General features: G+C 55.1%; 15 protein-coding genes. 6 read left to right on the top strand and 9 right to left on the bottom strand.

The genetic code is table 11. The features are described 5' to 3' along the window. Nucleotides 1–135 precede the first annotated feature (135 nt). Nucleotides 136–1,023 (bottom strand): aromatic amino acid DMT transporter YddG, encoded by an 888-nt coding sequence (yddG, locus tag AC790_RS10020; RefSeq protein WP_049851672.1) that lies wholly within the window; start codon nt 1,021–1,023, stop codon nt 136–138. Nucleotides 1,024–1,140: 117 nt separating this feature from the next. After that, nucleotides 1,141–1,992 (bottom strand): Vmh family MBL fold metallo-hydrolase, encoded by an 852-nt coding sequence (locus tag AC790_RS10015; protein WP_049851671.1) that lies wholly within the window; start codon nt 1,990–1,992, stop codon nt 1,141–1,143. Between the two features lie 124 nt (nt 1,993–2,116). On the opposite strand from AC790_RS10015, the gene AC790_RS10010 reads away from it, so the two are divergent. Further along, the gene (locus AC790_RS10010; protein WP_049851670.1) at nt 2,117–2,995 is read left to right on the top strand and encodes a LysR family transcriptional regulator; all 879 of its coding nucleotides are present in this window, start codon (nt 2,117–2,119) and stop codon (nt 2,993–2,995) included. Nucleotides 2,996–3,115: 120 nt separating this feature from the next. On the opposite strand, the gene AC790_RS10005 is transcribed toward AC790_RS10010, so the two are convergent. Then, nucleotides 3,116–3,886, bottom strand: coding sequence for a helix-turn-helix transcriptional regulator (locus AC790_RS10005; protein ID WP_049851669.1), 771 nt, complete (start codon nt 3,884–3,886; stop codon nt 3,116–3,118). A gap of 117 nt (nt 3,887–4,003) precedes the next feature. On the opposite strand from AC790_RS10005, the gene AC790_RS10000 reads away from it, so the two are divergent. Further along, nucleotides 4,004–4,792 (top strand): sulfite exporter TauE/SafE family protein, encoded by a 789-nt coding sequence (locus AC790_RS10000; RefSeq protein ID WP_049851668.1) that lies wholly within the window; start codon nt 4,004–4,006, stop codon nt 4,790–4,792. Here the strand turns inward: AC790_RS10000 and AC790_RS25235 are convergent. Next, complete coding sequence (locus AC790_RS25235) at nt 4,789–4,923, bottom strand: hypothetical protein (RefSeq protein WP_255351266.1); 135 nt, start codon at nt 4,921–4,923, stop codon at nt 4,789–4,791. The genes AC790_RS10000 and AC790_RS25235 overlap by 4 nt on opposite strands. A 298-nt stretch (nt 4,924–5,221) precedes the next feature. Between AC790_RS25235 and AC790_RS09995 the strand changes: the two genes are divergently transcribed. From AC790_RS09995 to AC790_RS09985, 3 genes are read left to right on the top strand one after another with little or no spacing between them, the layout of a single operon-like run. After that, nucleotides 5,222–6,670 (top strand): amidase, encoded by a 1,449-nt coding sequence (locus AC790_RS09995; RefSeq protein ID WP_049851667.1) that lies wholly within the window; start codon nt 5,222–5,224, stop codon nt 6,668–6,670. Next, a complete protein-coding gene (locus AC790_RS09990; RefSeq protein ID WP_049851666.1) occupies nt 6,663–7,973 on the top strand; it encodes a cytosine permease in 1,311 nt (436 codons plus the stop codon). The genes AC790_RS09995 and AC790_RS09990 overlap by 8 nt, the downstream gene beginning before the upstream one ends. Continuing rightward, nucleotides 7,966–8,673 (top strand): cysteine hydrolase family protein, encoded by a 708-nt coding sequence (locus tag AC790_RS09985; RefSeq protein WP_007890118.1) that lies wholly within the window; start codon nt 7,966–7,968, stop codon nt 8,671–8,673. The genes AC790_RS09990 and AC790_RS09985 overlap by 8 nt, the downstream gene beginning before the upstream one ends. Here the strand turns inward: AC790_RS09985 and AC790_RS09980 are convergent. From AC790_RS09980 to betI, 5 genes are all read right to left on the bottom strand, one after another. After that, nucleotides 8,670–9,572, bottom strand: a complete 903-nt coding sequence (locus AC790_RS09980; RefSeq protein ID WP_049851665.1) for an alpha/beta hydrolase — start codon at nt 9,570–9,572, stop codon at nt 8,670–8,672. The genes AC790_RS09985 and AC790_RS09980 overlap by 4 nt on opposite strands. Before the next feature lie 253 nt (nt 9,573–9,825). Beyond that, nucleotides 9,826–13,833, bottom strand: coding sequence for a DEAD/DEAH box helicase (locus AC790_RS09975; RefSeq protein ID WP_049851664.1), 4,008 nt, complete (start codon nt 13,831–13,833; stop codon nt 9,826–9,828). A gap of 152 nt (nt 13,834–13,985) precedes the next feature. Then, complete coding sequence (gene betA / locus AC790_RS09970; protein WP_049851663.1) at nt 13,986–15,665, bottom strand: choline dehydrogenase; 1,680 nt, start codon at nt 15,663–15,665, stop codon at nt 13,986–13,988. 29 nt (nt 15,666–15,694) lie between these two features. Further along, nucleotides 15,695–17,167, bottom strand: coding sequence for a betaine-aldehyde dehydrogenase (betB, locus tag AC790_RS09965; protein WP_049851662.1), 1,473 nt, complete (start codon nt 17,165–17,167; stop codon nt 15,695–15,697). 13 nt (nt 17,168–17,180) lie between these two features. Then, complete coding sequence (gene betI / locus AC790_RS09960) at nt 17,181–17,774, bottom strand: transcriptional regulator BetI (protein WP_007890113.1); 594 nt, start codon at nt 17,772–17,774, stop codon at nt 17,181–17,183. 256 nt (nt 17,775–18,030) lie between these two features. Here betI and AC790_RS09955 point away from each other — a divergent pair, with 256 nt between their 5' ends. Next, a complete protein-coding gene (locus tag AC790_RS09955; protein WP_049851661.1) occupies nt 18,031–20,061 on the top strand; it encodes a choline transporter in 2,031 nt (676 codons plus the stop codon). The last annotated feature ends 116 nt before the right edge of the window (nt 20,062–20,177 follow it).

Here is a 20,177-nt window from a genome sequence, read left to right as displayed (position 1 = left end):
GCGGGCCAGGTAAACGTTACCAATCTGAACATTCTCGTAGCAACGCATTGCTGTGTGTTGCGTCGCTATAATAGCAACGGTAAGCAAGTTGTGCAGGAAATGATCAATGAGTTAATTTTGTTCTGTGGATAAGCATTATGCTTGCTGGCCACGCGTTGACCACCAGCAGATCAGCGATCCAAGGCTGACCATCGCGGTGCCTTGCCAGAAAGGGAGAGTCAGATGCGAGCGCAGGATAAAGGCCGCCAGCAGCGACGAGATTATCGGGATGAAGTAAGACGCCGCGGCTAAAATTGTCACGTTGCCATGCAGAATGCCAACATTCCACGCGGCGTAACCAAAGCCCATCGCCATGGCAGCCAGCGCTAAACTGATCCAAACCTCCGCGGACAAGATAAACGGCGGCTGTGGTGAAAGCAGGAATTTCACCCATAGCGTCAATGCGGTGAGAATAAAGAACAGAGTTATGCCATTGCTGCCGTTGGCAATTTTTTTCGTTACCACGCAATACACCGCCCAGATGATTGCGCCGCTCAACGCCAGGCCGTAACTCAGCGGATTATCCCGCACGTTGTTCGCTATCTCGCTCAAAGAAAAAAACTGATCGCCGCCCAGCACCCGGCAAATCCCTGCTACGGCAAGTAATACGCCGGGAATAATCAGTAGGCTGGTTTTTTGTCGATTAACGATCACCGCCAACACGATGGTGATACTCGGCCACAGATAATTGACCATGCCAACTTCAATCGCCTGGCGGCCGCTATGGGTAAAGCCCAATGACAGCGACAAACACAGTTCGTAACAGACAAACAGCACGCTGCCGATGATCAGGTAGCTGCGCGGAAAAGTGCGCAGTTTAGGAAAGCCGACGCACAACAGCAGCAGAAATGCGCTGGCACTGTAGATAAGCGCAGCACCGCCAACCGGACCGAAGCCTTCGCTGACGTTTTTTATCAGTCCTACAATCGTGCTCCACAGCAGAATGGCCATCAAGCCAATCATTGTCGCTCTCTTTGGGGGCATGGCCCGTAACCTTAGTTTGTCAATTCGGGCCAAAATCCTATCAAATCAACGCTTCTTTGTATTGTTCTTGCAGCACCGGTATTTCCGCTGCGCAAGCTCAGGTGCCGGTAACCGTCACTACCACTTCATTTCGCCGGTGTTTACTTTGGCGCTCAATTCCAGCGAACTCTCCTCTGGAAGATTGGGGTAAGCGGCTTTCATAGTCTCGATCACGGCGGTAGAACTCTTGTGCGACTGCAGCGCTTTTTCAACGTTTTGCAGGTAGTTAAGCGTAAAGCTAATCGCTGCATCGCCCGCTGGGCGCGTACCCAGATAATGACCCGGAATCACCACTTTTGGCTGCAGCTGCTGCATTTCTGTCAGTACCTTGCGCCATTGCTGACGAATGGCGGGCGTTTGCGTATCGGCGGTCCACACATGAATGCCGGAAGCCACGCCGGTGCCACCCAAAATGGCCTTGTTGGCAGGGATCCATATGTAGGCGGCGTAATCATTGGCGTGACGCAGCTCCAGCGTTTCGCCGTCCAGCGTAAAGCGGGTCGCCTGCGTGACCTGCGGTACATACAGCTGCTGCGGCGCGCCATCCTTCATTTGCGGGCCCCAATAGGCCAATTTTGCCGCTTTGGTGGCTGCGATATGCTTAACCACTTCTGGCGTTGCCACGATTTTCACGTCAGGGAAGGCTTTAACAATCGGCTCCAGCCCAAAGTAGAAGTCAGGATCGCCAGAAGTGATGACGATTTGCGTCAGCTTTTTGCCGCTCGCCTTGATCATCTGCACCAACTTTTCGCCATCTTTAGTACTGAATTGTGCATCGATCAGCATAGCTTCATGCGGACCGGAAACCAGCGTCGAGGAGACCGGGAAAATGCCGTTCTCCTGCGGGTTATAGACCTGCAACTGCAGTGGCGCAGCGAATGCTGGCAGGGCGGCGACGGCCAGTGCCAGCGACAGAATTTTTACTTTCATCGAATGTGTTCCTTTCTCCGGCGGTGCGCCGTGCTTGAGCGCTCTATTGTAGGGAAATTCGCGACTGGTAGAATTCCCGAAACTGGATATGATCAGTTTCGTAAAACGATCAGATGGAGTGGCGATGGACAGAGTAACGGCAGCAGCGGTATTTAACCGCATCTGTGAATTGGGCAGCTTAAGCGCCGCCGCGCGTGCGCTGGATATCTCGCGGCCGATGGTGAGTCGTTATCTGGATGAGATGGAAAAATGGGCCGGGGCACGCTTGCTGCACCGTTCATCGCGCAAATTGACCATCACGCCAGCCGGAGAAAACATCCTCGCTAAATCGCGGGCGCTGACCAGATTGGCTGAAGAGATCGCCGATCAAGGTGCTGATGGCGAACCGCATGGCACGTTGCGCATTGCCTGTGCGCACTCGACCGCGACGCATATTCTGGGGCCGATGATTCCAGCATTCCTGGCGCGTTATCCCGCCGTGCGCATTGAGCTGGAAATCAATAACCAGCCGGTAAGTCTGATAGGCGAGCGCATTGATGTGGCTGTGCGTATTACAGACGATCCTGAACCGGGCGCGATAGCGCGGCGTTTAGGCGAGTGTGTTTCTGTGGTGTGCGCGTCACCGGATTATCTGCAGACACACGGCACGCCGCAGACGCCGCAAGATTTGGCGCAGCATAACTGCCTGCACTACAGCCGCTTCGCCGGGCAGAGCTGGCAGTTTTACGATGCGCAGGGCGAGTTAGTTTCGGCGGCGGTGAGCGGCAATTTCAGCGCCGGCATTTCGTCAGTGCTGTGTGACGCGGCCATCGCCGGATGCGGTGTGGCAATGGTGCCGGAAATGGAAGCGCGTAACGGCATCGCCAGCGGACAGCTGCAAACCGTGCTACCTGAATATCAGGCCAAAACGCTGGCGATTTATGGCCTCTATATGTCGCGCGAACGGCAACCCGCTGCGCTGCGCGCCTTTTTAGCTGCGGTGCAGCAGCAGTTAATGGCCTAAAACGTCGACAAGCTTGCAGTAAACGCGGAAAGCGATGATTAACAGCAGGTTAGGGTGATTATTCCGGCTCGAAACTCAGGGTTTTCAGCCTGAAATCGCCAGAGAGTGGCGAAATTTCACTCAGCGGTTGTCAATGTAAAAGGACGGCACCTGCCCGGTAACCCGGCGGAACATGGTGGAGAATGACGAACTGCTATCGTAACCCAGCGACAGCGCCACTTCGTTCACCGATTTCCCGGCGACCAGCATCGCTAACGCGGTCACAACGCAGGCGCGCTGTCGCCAGGCGGAGAAAGACAAGCCGGTTTGCTGCAGGAAATGGCGGCGGAAGGTGCTGGAACTCATAAACAGCGCGCTGGCCCAGCGTTCGGCGGCATCATGAATGCTCGGAGCCTGAAGAAAAGCCTGACACTGCGCCAGCAGCGCGGGCTGCTGCGGCAGCGGAATATCGAACTCACGTGTCGGCATCGCGGCCAGCTCTAGCAGCAGTAATTTTATTAGCGATCGATCGCGATCGGATGCATATAACGGCGGTAAATCAACGGCTTCAATCAGCAGCTGGCGCAGTAGCGGTGAAACGCTAAGCACGCTGCAGCGATCGTTGGCGCGTAACGTTGCCGCGCACTGCGGTTCGATGTACAAACTGCGCGTCGAGACGCCAACGAACTTTACGCTGTGCGCGGTGTTCGGCGGGATCCACACTGCATGCTGCGGCGGAACTACCCATTCTCCCGCCTGAGTGGCAACGTGCATCAGCCCGGTTGCGCCATACAGTAATTGTGCACGGCGGTGGTGATGTTCTGGCAGCACAAGGCCCTGCGCATAGTCATTGCCAAGCGCCACCACATCACGCTCCAGTTGATCGAATGCATCTATGTGACCATTCCGCATGTTAGCTATCTGTCTCAGATTGACCGGTTTGCAAGGTTAATTGAGCGCTGCACAAATGGGAAGCGGGCAGGTGGCTGCGTAAGCTGCGTAACTTATTTGCTGATGCTGAGAACGTTAATGAATGAGCTATTAATTATTGTGCTGACGGGGTTTGCTACCGGCATTACCACGGTGCTGTTTGGTTTTGGTGGCGGCTTTGTAGTTGTGCCATTTGTCTACCAGCTGCTGGCGCAACAACCGCTGCTGGCGGCAGACGCGATGCACATCGCGGTGGCCACCTCGACCGCAGTGATGATCTTCAACGCCGGTTGGGCCAGCTACCACAACTGGCGTGGCGGCAAGTTGAATAAAGCCACCTTGCTCCCACTGCTGTGGTTCATCGCGCTGGGTGCGGTGATCGGATCGTCGCTGGCTGGCGAAATGGATGATAACTGGATACGCAGGTTGTTTATCATCTACATGCTGGTAACCATCGCCGATTGTCTGCTGCGCAAAGGGTTCTTCAGCCGGAGCACGCCGCGATCGCTCTCTCGTCTGACCGCCAGTGCTGGCGGCACGGCGATGGGTATCATCGCCGCGATGTTGGGCGTTGGCGGCAGCGTGATGACCGTACCGCTACTGCGCCGCCACGGCTACGCAATGCGCGATTGCGTCAGCGCGGCCAATCCGCTGTCACTGCCGGTGGCCATTTGTGGTGCTATCACTTACGCCATCAGCGGTTGGCAAAAGATAGCCGCTAGCGGCTATCTGGGATTTATCAGCCTGAAAATCCTGGTGCTGCTGGTGATAGCCGGCTTTAGCGGCATCATGTTTGCTCGCCGATGCATTCCGGCCGTTCCCGATGTGTGGCATGCCCGGGTGTACGTGGCGCTTTTATGCCTGGTGCTGTCCGCCATTGCGGTTTAAGTGCGGGGCATAAAACCATGAATGGTTACCTGGCGACCAATCTGATCGGTCACTACACGGCTGGCGTATCTGGATAGCGCGGTAAAAGTGAGTAAGCCGGCGAGAAGAAGTCGGCTGTAAGTGGTATTCATAAAACGCTCCTTGCTTCGATATGCAAGGGATTATATAGCGAGTGCGCGGTTTTTCTCATCAATGATGCAGGATTAATTTCCATCGCAATTTTGGCAAAGTCTGCACCTCAACATGGCGCAGCGTTGCGCCATTGTTGTGCTTTGCGCATCCCGGCCTGCATTGTAAAGAAACATAAGTATTCGATCTTGTATCCAAGAGCGTATCCCATCTGGCTTTGGCTCAAACGCGTCATTTTTTGGAAAGTATTGGCACGTAATCTGCAATATCCCCGTTAGTTGATAAATCGGGAGTATTCGCATGTTTGATGCACTGTTGGATGAAGATGCCACGACGCTGGCGGCGTTGATCCGTAGCGGGGAGGTAACGGCGCAAGAGTTGACGCAGGCCGCGTTGGATCGCATGGCACTGCGCGAGCCACAGATTCAGGCATTTTGCACCGCCACGCCGGAGTTGGCGCTGCAGCAGGCAGCGGCTATTGATGCCAAACGCGCACGCGGCGAAACCCTGGGTGCATTGGCGGGGGTGCCGCTGGCGGTGAAAGATCTGATTTGCACCGCAGGGGTAAAAACCACGTCCGGATCGCATGCTTATGCCGAGTTCGTCCCGGAAGAAGATGACATTACCGTTGAGCGCCTGTTAGCTGCCGATGCCGTGCTGTTGGGCAAAACCACCGCGCCGGAGTTTGGCTATAGCGGCGTGGGACACAATCCGTTATTCCCTTCACCGCGCAACCCGTGGGATCTTAGCAAAACGCCGGGCGGTTCCAGCGCCGGTTCCGGTGCTGCCCTGGCGGCGCGCCTGTGTCCGATTGCGCTAGGCAGCGACGGCGGCGGTTCGGTGCGTATTCCTGCTGCCCACTGCGGCGTGTTTGGCTTGAAAGCATCGATGGGGCGCGTGCCGCTCTGGCCGGGCTGTCGCGACGAGCGCTATCCCGGCGTATCCAGCTGGGAATCCTTAGAGCACATCGGTCCGATGTCGCGCAGCGTGCGTGACAGCGCGCTGATGATGTCGGTGATGGCGGGACCAGACATGCGCGATCGCCACTCAATTCCCTGCAGTGATGTGGATTGGCTGGCGTCTCTGGACAAGCCGCTCAATGGACTGCGTATCGCCTTTAGCGCTGATTTTGGCTATATCGCCGTGGATGCAGAAGTGCGTGACGTTGTCACAAAGGCGGCGCGACGCTTTGCGCAGGAGCTGGGTGCCGAGTTGGATGAAGTCGATCCCGGCATCGCCGATGAAGGTGCGACGTTCGCCGCGCTGGTGGCTTTTGAAAGCGATTTGACCGGCATGCGCAAGATGTACGCTGAACTTGGCTCGCGCATGTCGCCACACCTCAGCGCCATGCTGCAACGCGACTGGCGTGCCGAAAACTTTACTGATGCCAATACCATGCGCAAGAAGCTGTGCAATCAGATGTGGCGCTTTATGCAGCACTACGATCTGCTGCTGTCACCGACGCTGGCGGTACCGCCGTTCCCGCTCAATATGCAGGGGCCGGAGATTATTGATGGCCGCATGGTGCGCAGCGATCACTGGCTCTCCTTCTGTTTCCCGTTCAACTTTACCGGCCAACCGGCGGCGTCCGTGCCTGCGGGCTTCACCGCCAGCGGCCTGCCGATTGGCATGCAAATCGTGGGTCGTCATCTGGACGATGGCCTGGTGCTGGCGGCCAGTGCCGCGTTCGAGCGCATTCAACCCTGGAATCACCTTCATCCTGTTTCAATCGGAGTTGCCCATGACTAACAAAAATTCACCTGCTCTGGAGCAGGAGTTCGAACACGAGCCGGTACCGCTCAGCCATCGCCACTCCACCGGCTCGGTATCGGCAGTGTGGTTCGGTTTTCCTATGATCCTCACCAACGCGCTGTTCGGCGGCATCATTACCTGGCATCTCGGTTTTTGGCCCGCGTTGATAGCGATTTTGCTGGGCAACCTGGTGCTGTTTGCTTATGTCGGCGCGCTGAGCTGGTTTGCTGGCAATACCGGCATGAACTTCGCGCTACAGGCGAAGCGCACCTTCGGCACTAAAGGTTACATTTTGGTCTCTGGCTTCCTGTCGACGGTGGTGATTGGCTGGTATGCCTTCCAGACCGGCTTGACGGGCACGGTGATCAATCAAACTTTTGGCTGGAATGCGCTGGCGGTGACGGCGTTCGCCATGGTGCTGTATACCGCGATTACGTTTCTCGGGGTGCGCGCGCTGTCGGTGCTCGGCCTTATCGCCGCGCCGCTGTTTGTGGTGCTGGGTTTAGTGGCTTTATGGCTGATTGGCCAGCATCATGATTTCAGCACCATTACGCAGTTTAAAGGGGGCAGCGGCGCGGTGGGCGTGATGAGCATGGGCACTGCGGTGACGATGGTGGTCGCCGGTTTCGCTGATTCGGGTACCATGACTGCTGACTTTACCCGCTGGTCAAAAGACGGTAAATCAGCGGTGATCGCGGCGTTTTCGGCTTTCCCGATGGCGAACGTCATCTCCTACCTGTTTGGCGTCGTGATTGTCGCGGTCGGCGCGGCAGTTGATCCGGCGAGCAACGGTGGCAACTTCCTGCCGATGTTAATGGGTCACGGCATGCTGCTCTCAGTCATCGCCTTCCTATTCGTATTCATCAACCTCGGTTCGGTATGCACGCACTGCCTGTATAACGGCGCGGTGGGCTTCAGCCATCTGTTCAGCAGCAAGATGCGTCTGTGGACGGTGATTCTCGGCGTCATCGGCGGGGCACTGGCGCTGGCTGGCGTATGGTCCTACTTCCTTGAATGGCTAAGTTTGCTTGGCATTGTGGTACCGCCGTTTGGCGCGGTGATGATCGTCGATTTGATCTTTATGGCCAAAATCAGCGAGCAGCGTAAAGCGCGTCGTCTGCGTGGTAGCGCCTTCGCCGGCTGGGCGATAGGGAGTTTGTGTGCGGTAATTGCGCACATTGCCTTCCCGCAGTTCGGTGAAGCGGTGATTGGTTTGGTCACTGCCGCGGCCAGTTACACGCTGATTGTCAAATTCAAACGTGAAAGCGTAGTGAAGGTGATGGAGGAAAAAAATGCCTGATTATGCGATTGATTCAACTCCTTATTTGTGGCCGTATGACGGTCGTTGCAGCCCGCAGGATACCGCGCTGGTTGTTATTGATATGCAAACCGACTTCTGCGGCAAGGGCGGTTATGTCGACAGCATGGGCTACGACATCGCGTTGACGCGCGCGCCAATCAAGCCGCTACAGCAGGTGCTGGCGAAGATGCGCGAGTTGGGATTTCCGATCATTCATACCCGCGAAGGGCATCGGCCGGATCTCAGCGATCTTCCGGCCAACAAGCGCTGGCGCTCGAAACGCATGCAGGCGGAAATTGGGGCGCCGGGTCCGTGCGGGCGCATTCTGGTTCGCGGCGAACCTGGCTGGGAAATTATTCCGGAACTGGCGCCGCTGCCGGGTGAAATCATCATTGATAAACCGGGGAAAGGCTCGTTTTACGCCACCGATCTGGAGCTCATCCTGCACAGTCGCGGTATTCGCAATCTGATCATCGGCGGTATCACCACCGATGTGTGCGTACATACCACGCTGCGCGAAGCCAACGATCGCGGTTTCGAGTGCCTGGTGTTGTCCGATTGCTGTGCCGCGACCGAATTAAAGCATCACGAAGCGGCACTCAGCATGATTCATATGCAGGGCGGGATTTTTGGCGCGGTTGCCAGTTCACAGACCTTGCTGGCCGGGTTAGCCAGCAAACAAGCGGCTGAGGTAAGTTAACGCCTCAACCACTTTTCATAGAGCTCCGGCCACGCCACGGTGGGCGTGCCGGGCCTGCCCATACCAAAGCCATGTCCGCCACTGCTGTAGCGATGCATCTCAACCGGTACATGCTGCTGCTGACAGGCATCGGCCATGATCAGCGTGTTGTGGGGATCGGAGATCGGGTCATCCTCAGCCTGCACAAGAAAGAAGGGCGGTGATTGCGGATTCACGAACTCCTGCACTGACCAACGTGCATCTTCACTGGTGGGGGCTTTTTTGCCGACCAGAATCTTGTGGGTTGAAGTATGCGTATAGGGCGGCTCCAGCGTGATAATCGGATAGATGAGCGCTGCGCGATCGGCTTTAGCCGGTTGGTTATCCAACGCGTCGGTTGCCCTATAAGAACGATAATCTGCGCGGGTCACGGCCATGCCGAGCAGATGTCCCCCAGCCGAGAATCCCAGCACGCTGACATGCTTTTCACGCTGCCGCACCATGCGCAACGCACGCTGTGCATCCTGCAATGAAACTATCATGCCATCTTTCCAGCCTTCATGCGGCAAGCGATAACTCAGCACATAGGCGGTGTAGCCGCGTGCCGTCAGCCAGGCGGCGGCGGGCCAGGCTTCTTTACCCATCTCAATACGCGTATAGCCGCCACCTGCGGCAACTAAGACCGCGCGACCATTGGGTTTAGCAGCGGTTAATAGCGTAAGCGTGGGCTGCACAATATTGCGTTGGGCGCCTTTGTCTGAGATCACCACATTGCCAGAAGGGCCGCCGCCACCTGGCGGTAAATCGGGCCACAGCGGTAAAATTTTAGTGGTTACTTGCGTGGCAGCAGCAAACGTCATCCCGCTGCGCATGGCCAGCGCCGAAAGCGAAAGGTAGGATAAAAAATGGCGGCGATTCATGGTGGGCCCTCATGAAATGGGAGGCCCATTGAAGCAGAAAAGCCAGCAGGAGGGCGCGGCTTTGTATTACCAAATGCGACGAGGCAAATTAACGGTTATAGTTACAACATACTTTAATGTGGTTTTTTGATCCGGGCTTTAGCGACATTGCTGTGGTCTTTCAATCAGCGAAATTGACGTTGGATTCTGTTGCGGCCGCTCTATAAAGAATTAAATGGGCATATAAGGTGGTATATGCCCATGAGCATCTTAATTAATCCCCACGCAACACCGACAACAATGTCTCGGTATTCATTTTCCCCACGCTATCACTGCCTTCCAGTAAGTCGGCTGCCAGCTGACGTTTACGGTTATGCAGGCCAACAATCTGTTCTTCAATCGTGCCTTCCATTACCAGCCGATAGACAGTCACTGGTCGCTCCTGACCGATACGATGGGCGCGATCGCTGGCCTGATCTTCTACCGCAGGATTCCACCACGGATCGAGATGAATAACGTAATCTGCCGCGGTTAAATTAAGTCCGGTACCACCGGCTTTCAAACTGATGAGGAACAGATCGCCCGTACCCGCCTGAAAATCATTTACACGCTTTTTCCGCTCAGCCGGAGGCGTTGAACCATCCAGATATTGATAAGCGATATTCTGTTCATCGAGTGCTGCGCGCAGCAGGGCAAGATGGTCAACAAACTGACTAAACACCAAAGCTTTGTGGTGGTTTTCGCGTAATTCATTAACGATTTCAAGGCAGGCCTTGAGCTTGCTACTCTCCAGCGAAACGTCGTGCAGAACCAGTGAAGGGTTGCAGCAGAATCTACGCAGGCGCGTAATCTCCGCCAGCACCTGAATGGTACTGAGGTCTTTGCTCTCTTGCAGATTCTCAATGGCCTGCTGGCGCAGCGCCTCGTACCAATGTTTTTCACTCTCGCTCAGGGGAATTTGATGAAGAACATCTGTGCGCGGCGGAAGCTCGTCAAGCACCTGAGCTTTGGTTCTGCGCAGGACAAACGGCTTTATCAGTTGCTTCAACGTCGAAGCGGCGAGCTTGCTGCCATGCTCGATCGGCACTGTGAATTTTTGGCTAAAGGATTTTTGATCGCCCAGCAAACGCGGATTAATGAAACGGAACAAACTCCACAGCTCACCAAGATGGTTTTCAATCGGCGTGCCGCTGAGCGCTAAGCGAAAATCGGCCTTCAATGCCATCACTGCTTTTGCGCGTTGGGTCTGCGCATTTTTGATCGCCTGAGCTTCGTCCAAAACCACACTGTGCCATTGCGTAGCGGCAAAGCGTTCAGCTTCCTGCAGCAGCATGCCGTAACTGACAACCACGACATCAAATTCGCCGATATCAGAGATATCACGGCGATAGCGAAAATCGCGCATCTGCAACGTTGGCGCAAATTTGGCGCTTTCGCTCAGCCAGTTGTAGGTCACGGATGTGGGGGCGATAACCAGTTGTGGGCCATGCGGAGCACGTTCCAGCAGCAGCGCTAACGTCTGCAAGGTTTTCCCCAGTCCCATATCATCCGCCAGGCAGGCGCCCACACCCCAATGCGCCAGACGTGAAAGCCAATAGAATCCTTCCAGTTGATAATCGCGTAATTCGGCTTTGAGCGTACTCGGTAGGACAGGCAGATGTTTCTCTCTGGCCTTTAATTCATGCAACTGCTGCTGCCAATCGCTATCGCCACGCAAATCGCCGACTTCTTCAGCGAGCGTTTTGATAAACGGCAGGGTTAATGTATTAACCGTCAGCGCCTTATTGTCTTTTACCGCCATCAGCATTAACTGTTGCAAACGTTGGCGCAGCTGATGATCCAGTGCCAGCCACTCTTGATCGCCAAGGCGAATAAAGCGTCCCTCGCTCTCCTCAACCAGTTTCAACAATTCACGCAGTTTTAGCACTTTATCGTCATCCAGCTTCAACTCACCGGATAACGCGAACCATTCTCCCTGACGCTTCACGTTAAGCGTTAACGCACGCATATCACGGCGGCCGGTAAAGCGCATCCGCTCACCTTCGGGCCAGACGCATTCGAGTAAATTGCCATCGACACTTCGCAATTGGCTCAGCATTTCCAGTGCATCCTGCGTCTGGTTAAATTGCCATTCCTGGTTATCCTGCTCCGTTTCCGTCAATAGGGGGCAGGCTTGCAAAATTTGCTGCATGCTGGACTCTTCGCGTTTCAAATCGCGTCGGGTCTGCACCGCTTGCTTGTCTTGCTTACCATGCACTATCTCATTGCCGCGACCTACCGGCAGCCAGCTGCCGTTGACGAGAGGGCGAACCAGCAGTTGCAAGCGTAAACCCTCGCCCAGCGGCAACAGCTGCGCATAAATTTTTTCATCTGCCTCGACGTGAGGAATGTGGGCAGTGAACTCAGGCAAATCGGCCTGAATAGGCAGCAGCGGCGCAACGGCAGTAATCGAACGCAAAACTTTGTCGCGCGCGGTTGCGGGAATTCGCAGTTCTTCGCCGAGTACCGCGGCAATTTTTCTGTGTGCTTCGTTCACCACATAGGCAACTAATCGGGTCGGCGTTTCATTAACGATCACCACCTGATCGCGGCTGTCGAAAGTTGGGTTGAGCCTAAGGCAAAGTTGGCCGTGCTTTTCGCTGATCGAGAGCTGGATTTGTCCTGACTCAACATCGATGCGGACATCCGGCGCATCTTGCCAGAAAACAGCGGGATGTCCGGCCAGCAGCGGCAGCGCTTTGTTGGCGTCAACTTCATATCTATCCGAACCGTAATAGTTGTAGTGCGAAGTGATATGTTTGGCGACCTGGCGATCCTGCGCCACCAGCCACGTCAGCTTATCGGATTCGTGGCGCAGGCGTTTTAACGCGATGGAGCGTCCCTTGCTCCAGCCTTGCTGATTCCGTTTCTGTTCCACGGGAATCATCTCAATCCCATAGCCGTTATGCGACAAGAGCCAGGCGAGGCGTGACGTGCTTTCGCTACTCTTTGGCGAAAGTTGCGCCAGTGCTTCCAGCGCGTATTCCCATGTCTCTTTACGCTGCCAAAGCTGGCTAATCGCCTGACGCTGGCGGGGTTTTTCAGGCGCAGGTTCAGCGAACTGATGATGTAAAAGGGTACGCATTTCGAATGCGGGAAGCGTATAACCCCGTTCTTCCAGTTGTTTCGCAAATTCCAGCAGGCGCGAACGCTGTTGTTCGGCGTGTTGCATATCGCCAAGCCAGTACAGAATCAGGGCCTGAAACATGCCGGCTATGCCAATGAGCGGCTTATCGATGTACTCAAAACTGCGCTGCTTCGGCGTGATACCAAATCGCTTAGTGATTAATCCTTCAAATAACCACCAGGCAATATTGTCATTTTTGCTCTGTTCTGTGAGTTCAAGTAATTCGGCCGGCTGTTGCGGTTCAGTACGGGAAAACAGGGTGATGGCAGCTAATATCGCCAATTCCGGCGGCAGCTGCAGTTTGCGTTTGCCGGTAAGCTTCCGCAGCTGTTTTACCAGTAGCTGCCAGGCTTGCATCGCTGACTGAGGTTCTCCCTGATACAAAGCCAACCAGCACTGAGCTGCATAAGATGATTCGGTTTTCAGGAAGTCACGATCGTCGCGCCACAGTGCCTCAAGCGCTAAGGCGTCAATCATCATCCCAGGAATGTTTGGTAAAGCTGCGGCGAAGTTACGTGCGAACTGCCAGAGTTGCGGGCTGACCTTGAATTGCTCGCTGGCATCACTGAGCGCGGTGGAAAGCAGCAGGATTTGCACATCGTGATGCAGCAGGGTAAAAGCCTCTCTTCCCGCCTCATCCGCAATCAGCTTAATGGCAGGGTGATCGTCCAGTTGGAAATTTCCGTAATAGCGCCAACGGATAGTCTGCTCGGTGAGCTGATCCATCATTCCCGCCAGCGCAGACATCCACATAAGTGTCTTATGAATATCGACGACTTTGGTGCGATAGGTACTGCAATGATCAAGAACGGCGTGTAGGACTTCGGGATGGCGTAACAGCTGCAAAACAACCTTATTTTCGTAGTTTTTAGTGAGCTGCCAGCGTTGTTCCACCAGGGCAATCAAACCCGCTTGTTGAAACTCCTCCAATAAGGCATCTAACTCGGGATGATTGATACGACAGGGTTTGCTGTCAAAAGCGTTTAACGCCGCCATGATCGCCGTTTTCGATAAGGGCGCCATCACCGCCAGCAGATTAAGCAGCATGCTCTGATGAAAAGAAAACGAGGCGAACGTATCGGCTAAATCATGATGATCGCTATTCACTGAAGTCATATCACTTTCCGTCAATCACTGTGCAAAGTTACTTTTGCAGATATGGTAACGGCTAAGACTTAGCATAGCCAGACGGAGATATAACCAATTGATTTATTGAGTTATGAAGTAAAAGAGCAGGGTAACAGAACGTTACCCTGCGAATGGCGTGGTTATCCGCGCATCGGTTCAGCGCGCACCGGTTTATCGCCGGCGACAAAGTAATCTGCTTCGCTGCGCGGTAGCGGTTGGCGACCACGAATGTTATCCGCGATTTTTTCACCAATCATAATGGTGGTTGCGTTGAGATTGCCGGTAATGATCAACGGCATAATCGAGGCATCCACCACGCGCAGGGCTTCCAGTCCGTGCACGCGACCTTCACCATCTACCACTGCCATTTCATCGGTACCCATTTTACAGGTGCCGCACGGGTGATAAGCGGTCTCGCCGTGGTTGCGCACAAACTCATCCAGCTGCTCATCGGTCTGGCAATCCAGGCCTGGGCTAATCTCTTTGCCACGATACTTGTCCAGCGCCGGCTGATTAATGATTTGGCGCGTGATACGAATTGCATCGCGGAACTCATGCCAATCCTGCTCGTGCGACATGTAATTGAACAGAATCGCCGGATCGCGACGTGGGTCGCGTGATTTCAGGCGCACATGGCCGCGGCTTGGTGAGCGCATTGAGCCAACGTGGCATTGGAAACCGTGTGCTTCTACAGCATTCGAGCCGTTGTAGTTAATCGCGACTGGCAGGAAGTGATACTGAATATTCGGCCAGCTGAACTCTTCGCGGCTGCGGATAAAGCCGCCGCCTTCGAAGTGGTTGCTGGCGCCGACGCCGGTGCCGTTAAACAGCCACTCGGCACCGATTTTCGGCTGGTTCCACCATTTGAGTGCCGGATAGAGCGAAACCGGCTCTTTGCACTCATATTGCAGGTACATTTCGAGGTGATCCTGCAAGTTTTCGCCCACGCCCGGCAAATCGTGCACCAGCGGGATATCGAACTGCTTCATTAACTCAGCCGAGCCGACACCGGAACGCTGCAGAATCTGTGGCGATGCAATCGCACCCGCGCACAGCAGCACTTCACGACGCGCCTGCACTTTATGTGAGGTATTGCTGGAACCCAGCAGATACTGCACGCCAATCGCACGTTTACCGTCAAATAGAATGCGGTCTGTGGTGGCATGGGTGATGATTTTCAGGTTCGGACGCGTTTTCGCGGTATCGAGATAACCGCGCGCGGTGCTGGAACGGCGACCTTTCGGCGTCACAAAGCGGTCCATTGGACCGAAACCTTCCTGTTGATAGCCGTTAAGATCGTCCGTGCGCGGATAACCGGCCTGCACGCCCGCTTCAATCATCGCAGCAAACAGCGGATTGTTGCCGGGTTTGCAGGTAGTGATGCTTACCGGGCCTTCGCCGCCATGATAATCGTTGGCACCGATATCGCGCGTTTCAGATTTACGATAGTAGGGCAGGCAGTTGAGATAGCTCCAGCTCTCGAGGCCAGGTTCTTTCGCCCAGTTATCCAAATCCATCGCGTTACCGCGGATGTAGCACATGCCGTTGATAAGCGATGAGCCGCCCAAACCTTTGCCGCGTCCGCACTCCATGCGGCGGTTGTTCATATACGGCTCAGGTTCTGTTTCGTATGCCCAGTTATAGCGTTTGCCCTGTAATGGGAAAGCCAGCGCCGCCGGCATTTGCGTGCGGAAATCGAAGCGGTAATCTGGGCCGCCCGCTTCTAAAAGCAGTACATTGACGCTGCTATCTTCGGTCAGTCTTGTCGCCAAAACGTTCCCTGCGGATCCGGCTCCGATAATGATGTAATCAAATTCCATTAGTCGTTCCTCAGGTTAAAAAGCCAAAATTAAAATACGGATTGAAAACGGGTCATTTCGAGCTGCACTGATTTCACCTGGGTGTAATTTTGCAGCGTCATCAGGCCATTTTCGCGGCCAACGCCAGAGTGCTTATAGCCTCCGACTGGCATCTCAGCGGCCGATTCACCCCAGGTATTGATCCAGCAGATACCGGCTTCAATCTGGTGAATCACGCGGTGCGCGCGGTTAAGATCCTGCGTCACGACACCGGCAGCCAGGCCGAATTCAGTGGCGTTCGCGCGGCGAACCACCTCTTCTTCGCTTTCGTAGCTCAGAATTGACATCACCGGCCCGAAGATCTCTTCGCGCACGATGGTCATCTCATCGCGGCAGTCGGTGAACACGGTCGGTTCTACCCACGCACCCTTGTCGAATGCTGCGCCGCTCAGGCGTTTACCGCCGCACAGCAGACGCGCACCTTCGCTGATACCCGATTCGATAAAGCGCATCACGTTGTCACGATGCGCGAAACTCACCAGCGGACCGAAGTTAGTGTCAGGATGATTCAGGTCACCCGCTTTGATGCGCGCCACGCGCTCGGCGATTTTTGCTTCAAATGCCGACTGCAGTTTGGCTGGGATGAAGACGCGCGTACCGTTAGTGCAAACCTGGCCGGAGCTGTAGAAGTTCGCCATCATGGCGATATCTGCGGCGAGGTCGAGATCGGCATCATCAAAGATGATCAGCGGTGATTTACCGCCCAGTTCCATGGTGACGTCTTTCAGCGTTGAGCCCGCGGCATTTGCCATCACCTTCTTGCCGCTGGCCACGCCACCGGTGAAGGAGACTTTATCGATGCCCGGATGGTCGGTCAGCAGCTGGCCGGTCACCGCGCCGCGGCCGTTCACCACGTTAAACACGCCGTTCGGCACGCCCGCTTCGGTATAGATTTCTGCCAGTTTCAGCGCGGTCAGCGGCGTAACTTCGCTTGGTTTGAAGATCATCGCGTTACCGGCAGCTAGCGCGGGTGCCGATTTCCACAAGGCGATCTGAATCGGGTAGTTCCATGCGCCGATACCGGCCACCACGCCCAGCGGCTCACGACGGGTATAGACGAAAGAGGTGTCGCGCAGCGGGATTTGCTGGCCTTCCAGCGAAGGAATCAAGCCGGCGTAATACTCCAGCACATCGGCACCGGTGACGATATCGACATATTGGGTTTCGCTCAGCGGTTTACCGGTATCGAGGGTTTCCAGCGCGGCCAGTTCATCATTGCGCTCACGCAGGATATCCACCGCACGACGCAGAATGCGTGAACGTTCCATTGCGGTCATCGCTGCCCAGATTTTTTGGCCTTTTTTCGCCGCGGCGACAGCGCGATCAACATCCGTGAGCTCGGCTTCGTGAACCTCGGCCAGCACTTCGCCGTTTGCCGGGTTGATGGTCTGGAATGTGTTGCCAGCCGCAGCTGGAACGCGTGCGCCATCGATATAAAGGTGTTGCTCGGTGAATCGGGACATGATTTCTCCTTCCTCAGTGATTCTGGTCAGCCAACTGCTGACGAATGAATTGGGTGGTAAGCCTTCTGGCGATGGCTAAATCGAACGGTTTGCCACTTAACGCGGCGCGCAGCCACAGGCCATCAATCAGCGAGGCGAGGCCATGTGCCGCCAGACGCGCCTGCTCACGGGGAATTGCGCGACGAAACTCGGCAGCCAGCGTGGAAAACAGTCGACGACTGCTGACGCGTTCCAGGCGTCCGAGCTGTGGTTGATGCATGCTGCTAGCCCAAAAATCTAACCAGGCTTTCATCGCGGCGCTGTGCACCTGCGAATCATCAAAGTTGCCTTCCACAATCGCCACCAGACGCGCTTCGGTGCTGGCATCGGCCAGCGGCTTCAACCTTGCTGCGACCGCATCACGCAGCTGACGCGTTACGTCGCGCATCGTCGCTTCCAGCAGACCGTTCTTGTCTTTGAAGTAGTGGCTGATGATGCCCGTCGATACGCCAGCACGGCGCGCAATCTGCGCAATGGTGGCGTCGTTGATCCCGACTTCGTTAATGGTGCTCAGGGTCGCATCAATCAGTTGCCGACGACGAATCGGCTGCATTCCCACCTTTGGCATAAAACTCCAGCTCCACCGCAATGTAAGGACACTATTAAAACTTTTTTTGATTGCACGTTCAATATAAAAAAGAAATTTGTTAGGATGCTGTGCTTCGTTTGTTACAAAAACGGAGCGGTGAGTTGAAAGGAACTCAGCAGGTGTGCATTAACGCGCACCCAACGAAAACCGCACTTTCCCGCGCAGGATCGCCATCAATGGCGACTAAAACGGGCTTTATTGGCATGAATTACAGGAAATTAACCAGAGGTAATCGATGATTAATCCACCTGCCAGTGAAAAAGACAGAATCAATCCTGTGGTGTTCTTCACCTCAGCCGGACTGATTCTGACATTTTCACTTGTCACGATTTTTTACAGCGAATTAGCTGCCAACTGGATACAGACCACCGTGAATTGGGTCACCTCCACGTTTGGCTGGTACTACATGCTCGCTGCCACGGTGTATATCGTGTTCGTGGTCTATATGGCGTGCTCACGCTATGGGGCGATCAAGCTCGGACCGGAGCAATCCAAACCTGAATTCAGCCTGCTGAGCTGGTCAGCAATGCTGTTTGCCGCTGGCATCGGGATTGACCTGATGTTCTTCTCAGTTGCCGAACCGGTAACGCAGTACATGCAGCCGCCAGAAGGGGCCGGGCAGACCATGGAAGCCGCGCGCCAGGCGATGGTGTGGACGCTGTTCCACTATGGCGTTACTGGCTGGTCGATGTATGCGTTGATGGGTATTGCGCTCGGCTACTTTAGCTATCGTTACAACCTGCCGCTTACCATCCGCTCGGCGCTCTACCCCATTTTCGGCAAACGCATTAATGGCCCGATTGGCCATACCGTAGATATCGCCGCGGTTATCGGTACCATCTTTGGTATCGCGACCACGTTAGGGATTGGTGTGGTGCAGCTGAACTACGGCCTCAACGTGCTGTTTGATATTCCCGAAGGATTCACTGCCCAGGCGGCATTAATTGTGCTGTCGGTGATTATCGCCACCATTTCAGTGACCTCCGGCGTCGATAAAGGCATTCGTATTCTGTCGGAACTCAACGTCGCACTGGCGCTGGGCTTGATCCTGTTCGTGCTGTTTATGGGCAAAACGGATTTCCTGCTCAACGCGCTGGTGCTGAACGTCGGCGACTACGTCAATCGCTTTATGGGCATGACGCTCAACACCTTTGCTTTTGATCAACCGAAAGAGTGGATGAACAGCTGGACTCTGTTCTTCTGGGCCTGGTGGGTGGCATGGTCACCGTTTGTCGGTCTGTTCCTCGCCCGTATTTCGCGCGGCCGTACCATTCGTGAGTTTGTATTGGGCACGCTGATTATTCCGTTCACCTTTACGCTGCTGTGGCTGTCGGTGTTTGGTAACGCGGCGCTGTATGAAATTATTCACGGCGATGCGGGCTTTGCGCAGGAAGTGATGGCGCATGCTGAGCGTGGTTTTTACAGCCTGCTGGCGCAGTATCCGGCGTTTAAACTCAGTGCTTCGGTTGCCACCATCACCGGTATGTTGTTCTACGTGACCTCGGCGGATTCGGGCTCGCTGGTGCTGGGTAACTTCACTTCGAAGCTGAAAGACATCAATAGCGATGCGCCAAACTGGCTGCGTATCTTCTGGTCGATAGCGATTGGTGTGCTGACCATGGGCATGCTGATGACCAACGGCATTTCTGCCTTGCAGAACGCCACGGTGATCATGGGCTTACCGTTCAGCTTCGTGATCTTCTTTGTGATGGCCGGCTTGTATAAATCGCTCAAGGTCGAAGATCATCGCCGCGCCAGCGCCAGCCGCGATACTGCGCCTTACATTCCGGCGAGTAACGATCGTCTGAGCTGGAAGAAGCGCCTGTCGCGCCTGATGAACTATCCGGGTACGCGCTATACGCAGAAAATGATGGAAGAGGTGCTGTTCCCGGCGATGCAGGATGTGGCGAAAGAGCTGGAACTGCGCGGCGGACGTGTTTCGCTGGAGCGCGTTGAACCCGATGAAGCGCAGCCGCTGGGCCACCTGGATCTGCGCGTGCTGCTGGGTGAAGAGCAGGACTTCGTCTATCAGATCTGGCCTCAGCAGTATTCGGTCCCGGGCTTCACCTACCGCGCTCGCAGCGGTAAATCGACCTACTACCGCCTCGAAACCTTCCTGCTGGAAGGCAGCCAGGGCAATGATTTGATGGATTACAACAAAGAGCAGGTGATCATCGATATTCTCGATCAGTACGAACGTCACCTGAACTTTATCCATCTGCATCGCGAAGCGCCGGGCAGCAGCATGACCTTCCCGGACGTGTAACCTGTGGTGGTCGCCATAAATGGTGACCTACGCTTTGCGCCAGGTGCAGCTGCATCCTGCACCTGGCACATTCCCCAATCACAGCTAAGCTTTCAAGCTGATTAAATGGGGGATAA

Origin of the sequence: Pantoea sp. RIT-PI-b (genome assembly GCF_001187905.1) — a bacterium.
Taxonomy (GTDB): Bacteria; Pseudomonadota; Gammaproteobacteria; order Enterobacterales; family Enterobacteriaceae; genus Pantoea; species Pantoea nemavictus.
Note: the sequence above shows the minus strand (reverse complement) of the source record. Positions and strands in the feature narration are given on the sequence as shown.

What these genes read in the sequence shown, in the direction of transcription:
- AC790_RS10000 (WP_049851668.1), top strand. Translation starts at nt 4,004, where the DNA reads ATGAATGAGCTATTAATTATTGTGCTGACGGGGTTTGCTACCGGCATT.
- AC790_RS09955 (WP_049851661.1), top strand. Translation starts at nt 18,031, where the DNA reads ATGATTAATCCACCTGCCAGTGAAAAAGACAGAATCAATCCTGTGGTG.
- AC790_RS09990 (WP_049851666.1), top strand. Translation starts at nt 6,663, where the DNA reads ATGACTAACAAAAATTCACCTGCTCTGGAGCAGGAGTTCGAACACGAG.
- AC790_RS09980 (WP_049851665.1), bottom strand. Translation starts at nt 9,572, where the DNA reads ATGAATCGCCGCCATTTTTTATCCTACCTTTCGCTTTCGGCGCTGGCC.
- AC790_RS10015 (WP_049851671.1), bottom strand. Translation starts at nt 1,992, where the DNA reads ATGAAAGTAAAAATTCTGTCGCTGGCACTGGCCGTCGCCGCCCTGCCA.
- betA (WP_049851663.1), bottom strand. Translation starts at nt 15,665, where the DNA reads ATGGAATTTGATTACATCATTATCGGAGCCGGATCCGCAGGGAACGTT.
- yddG (WP_049851672.1), bottom strand. Translation starts at nt 1,023, where the DNA reads ATGCCCCCAAAGAGAGCGACAATGATTGGCTTGATGGCCATTCTGCTG.
- AC790_RS09985 (WP_007890118.1), top strand. Translation starts at nt 7,966, where the DNA reads ATGCCTGATTATGCGATTGATTCAACTCCTTATTTGTGGCCGTATGAC.
- AC790_RS09995 (WP_049851667.1), top strand. Translation starts at nt 5,222, where the DNA reads ATGTTTGATGCACTGTTGGATGAAGATGCCACGACGCTGGCGGCGTTG.
- betI (WP_007890113.1), bottom strand. Translation starts at nt 17,774, where the DNA reads ATGCCAAAGGTGGGAATGCAGCCGATTCGTCGTCGGCAACTGATTGAT.
- AC790_RS10005 (WP_049851669.1), bottom strand. Translation starts at nt 3,886, where the DNA reads ATGCGGAATGGTCACATAGATGCATTCGATCAACTGGAGCGTGATGTG.
- AC790_RS10010 (WP_049851670.1), top strand. Translation starts at nt 2,117, where the DNA reads ATGGACAGAGTAACGGCAGCAGCGGTATTTAACCGCATCTGTGAATTG.
- AC790_RS09975 (WP_049851664.1), bottom strand. Translation starts at nt 13,833, where the DNA reads ATGACTTCAGTGAATAGCGATCATCATGATTTAGCCGATACGTTCGCC.
- AC790_RS25235 (WP_255351266.1), bottom strand. Translation starts at nt 4,923, where the DNA reads ATGAATACCACTTACAGCCGACTTCTTCTCGCCGGCTTACTCACTTTT.
- betB (WP_049851662.1), bottom strand. Translation starts at nt 17,167, where the DNA reads ATGTCCCGATTCACCGAGCAACACCTTTATATCGATGGCGCACGCGTT.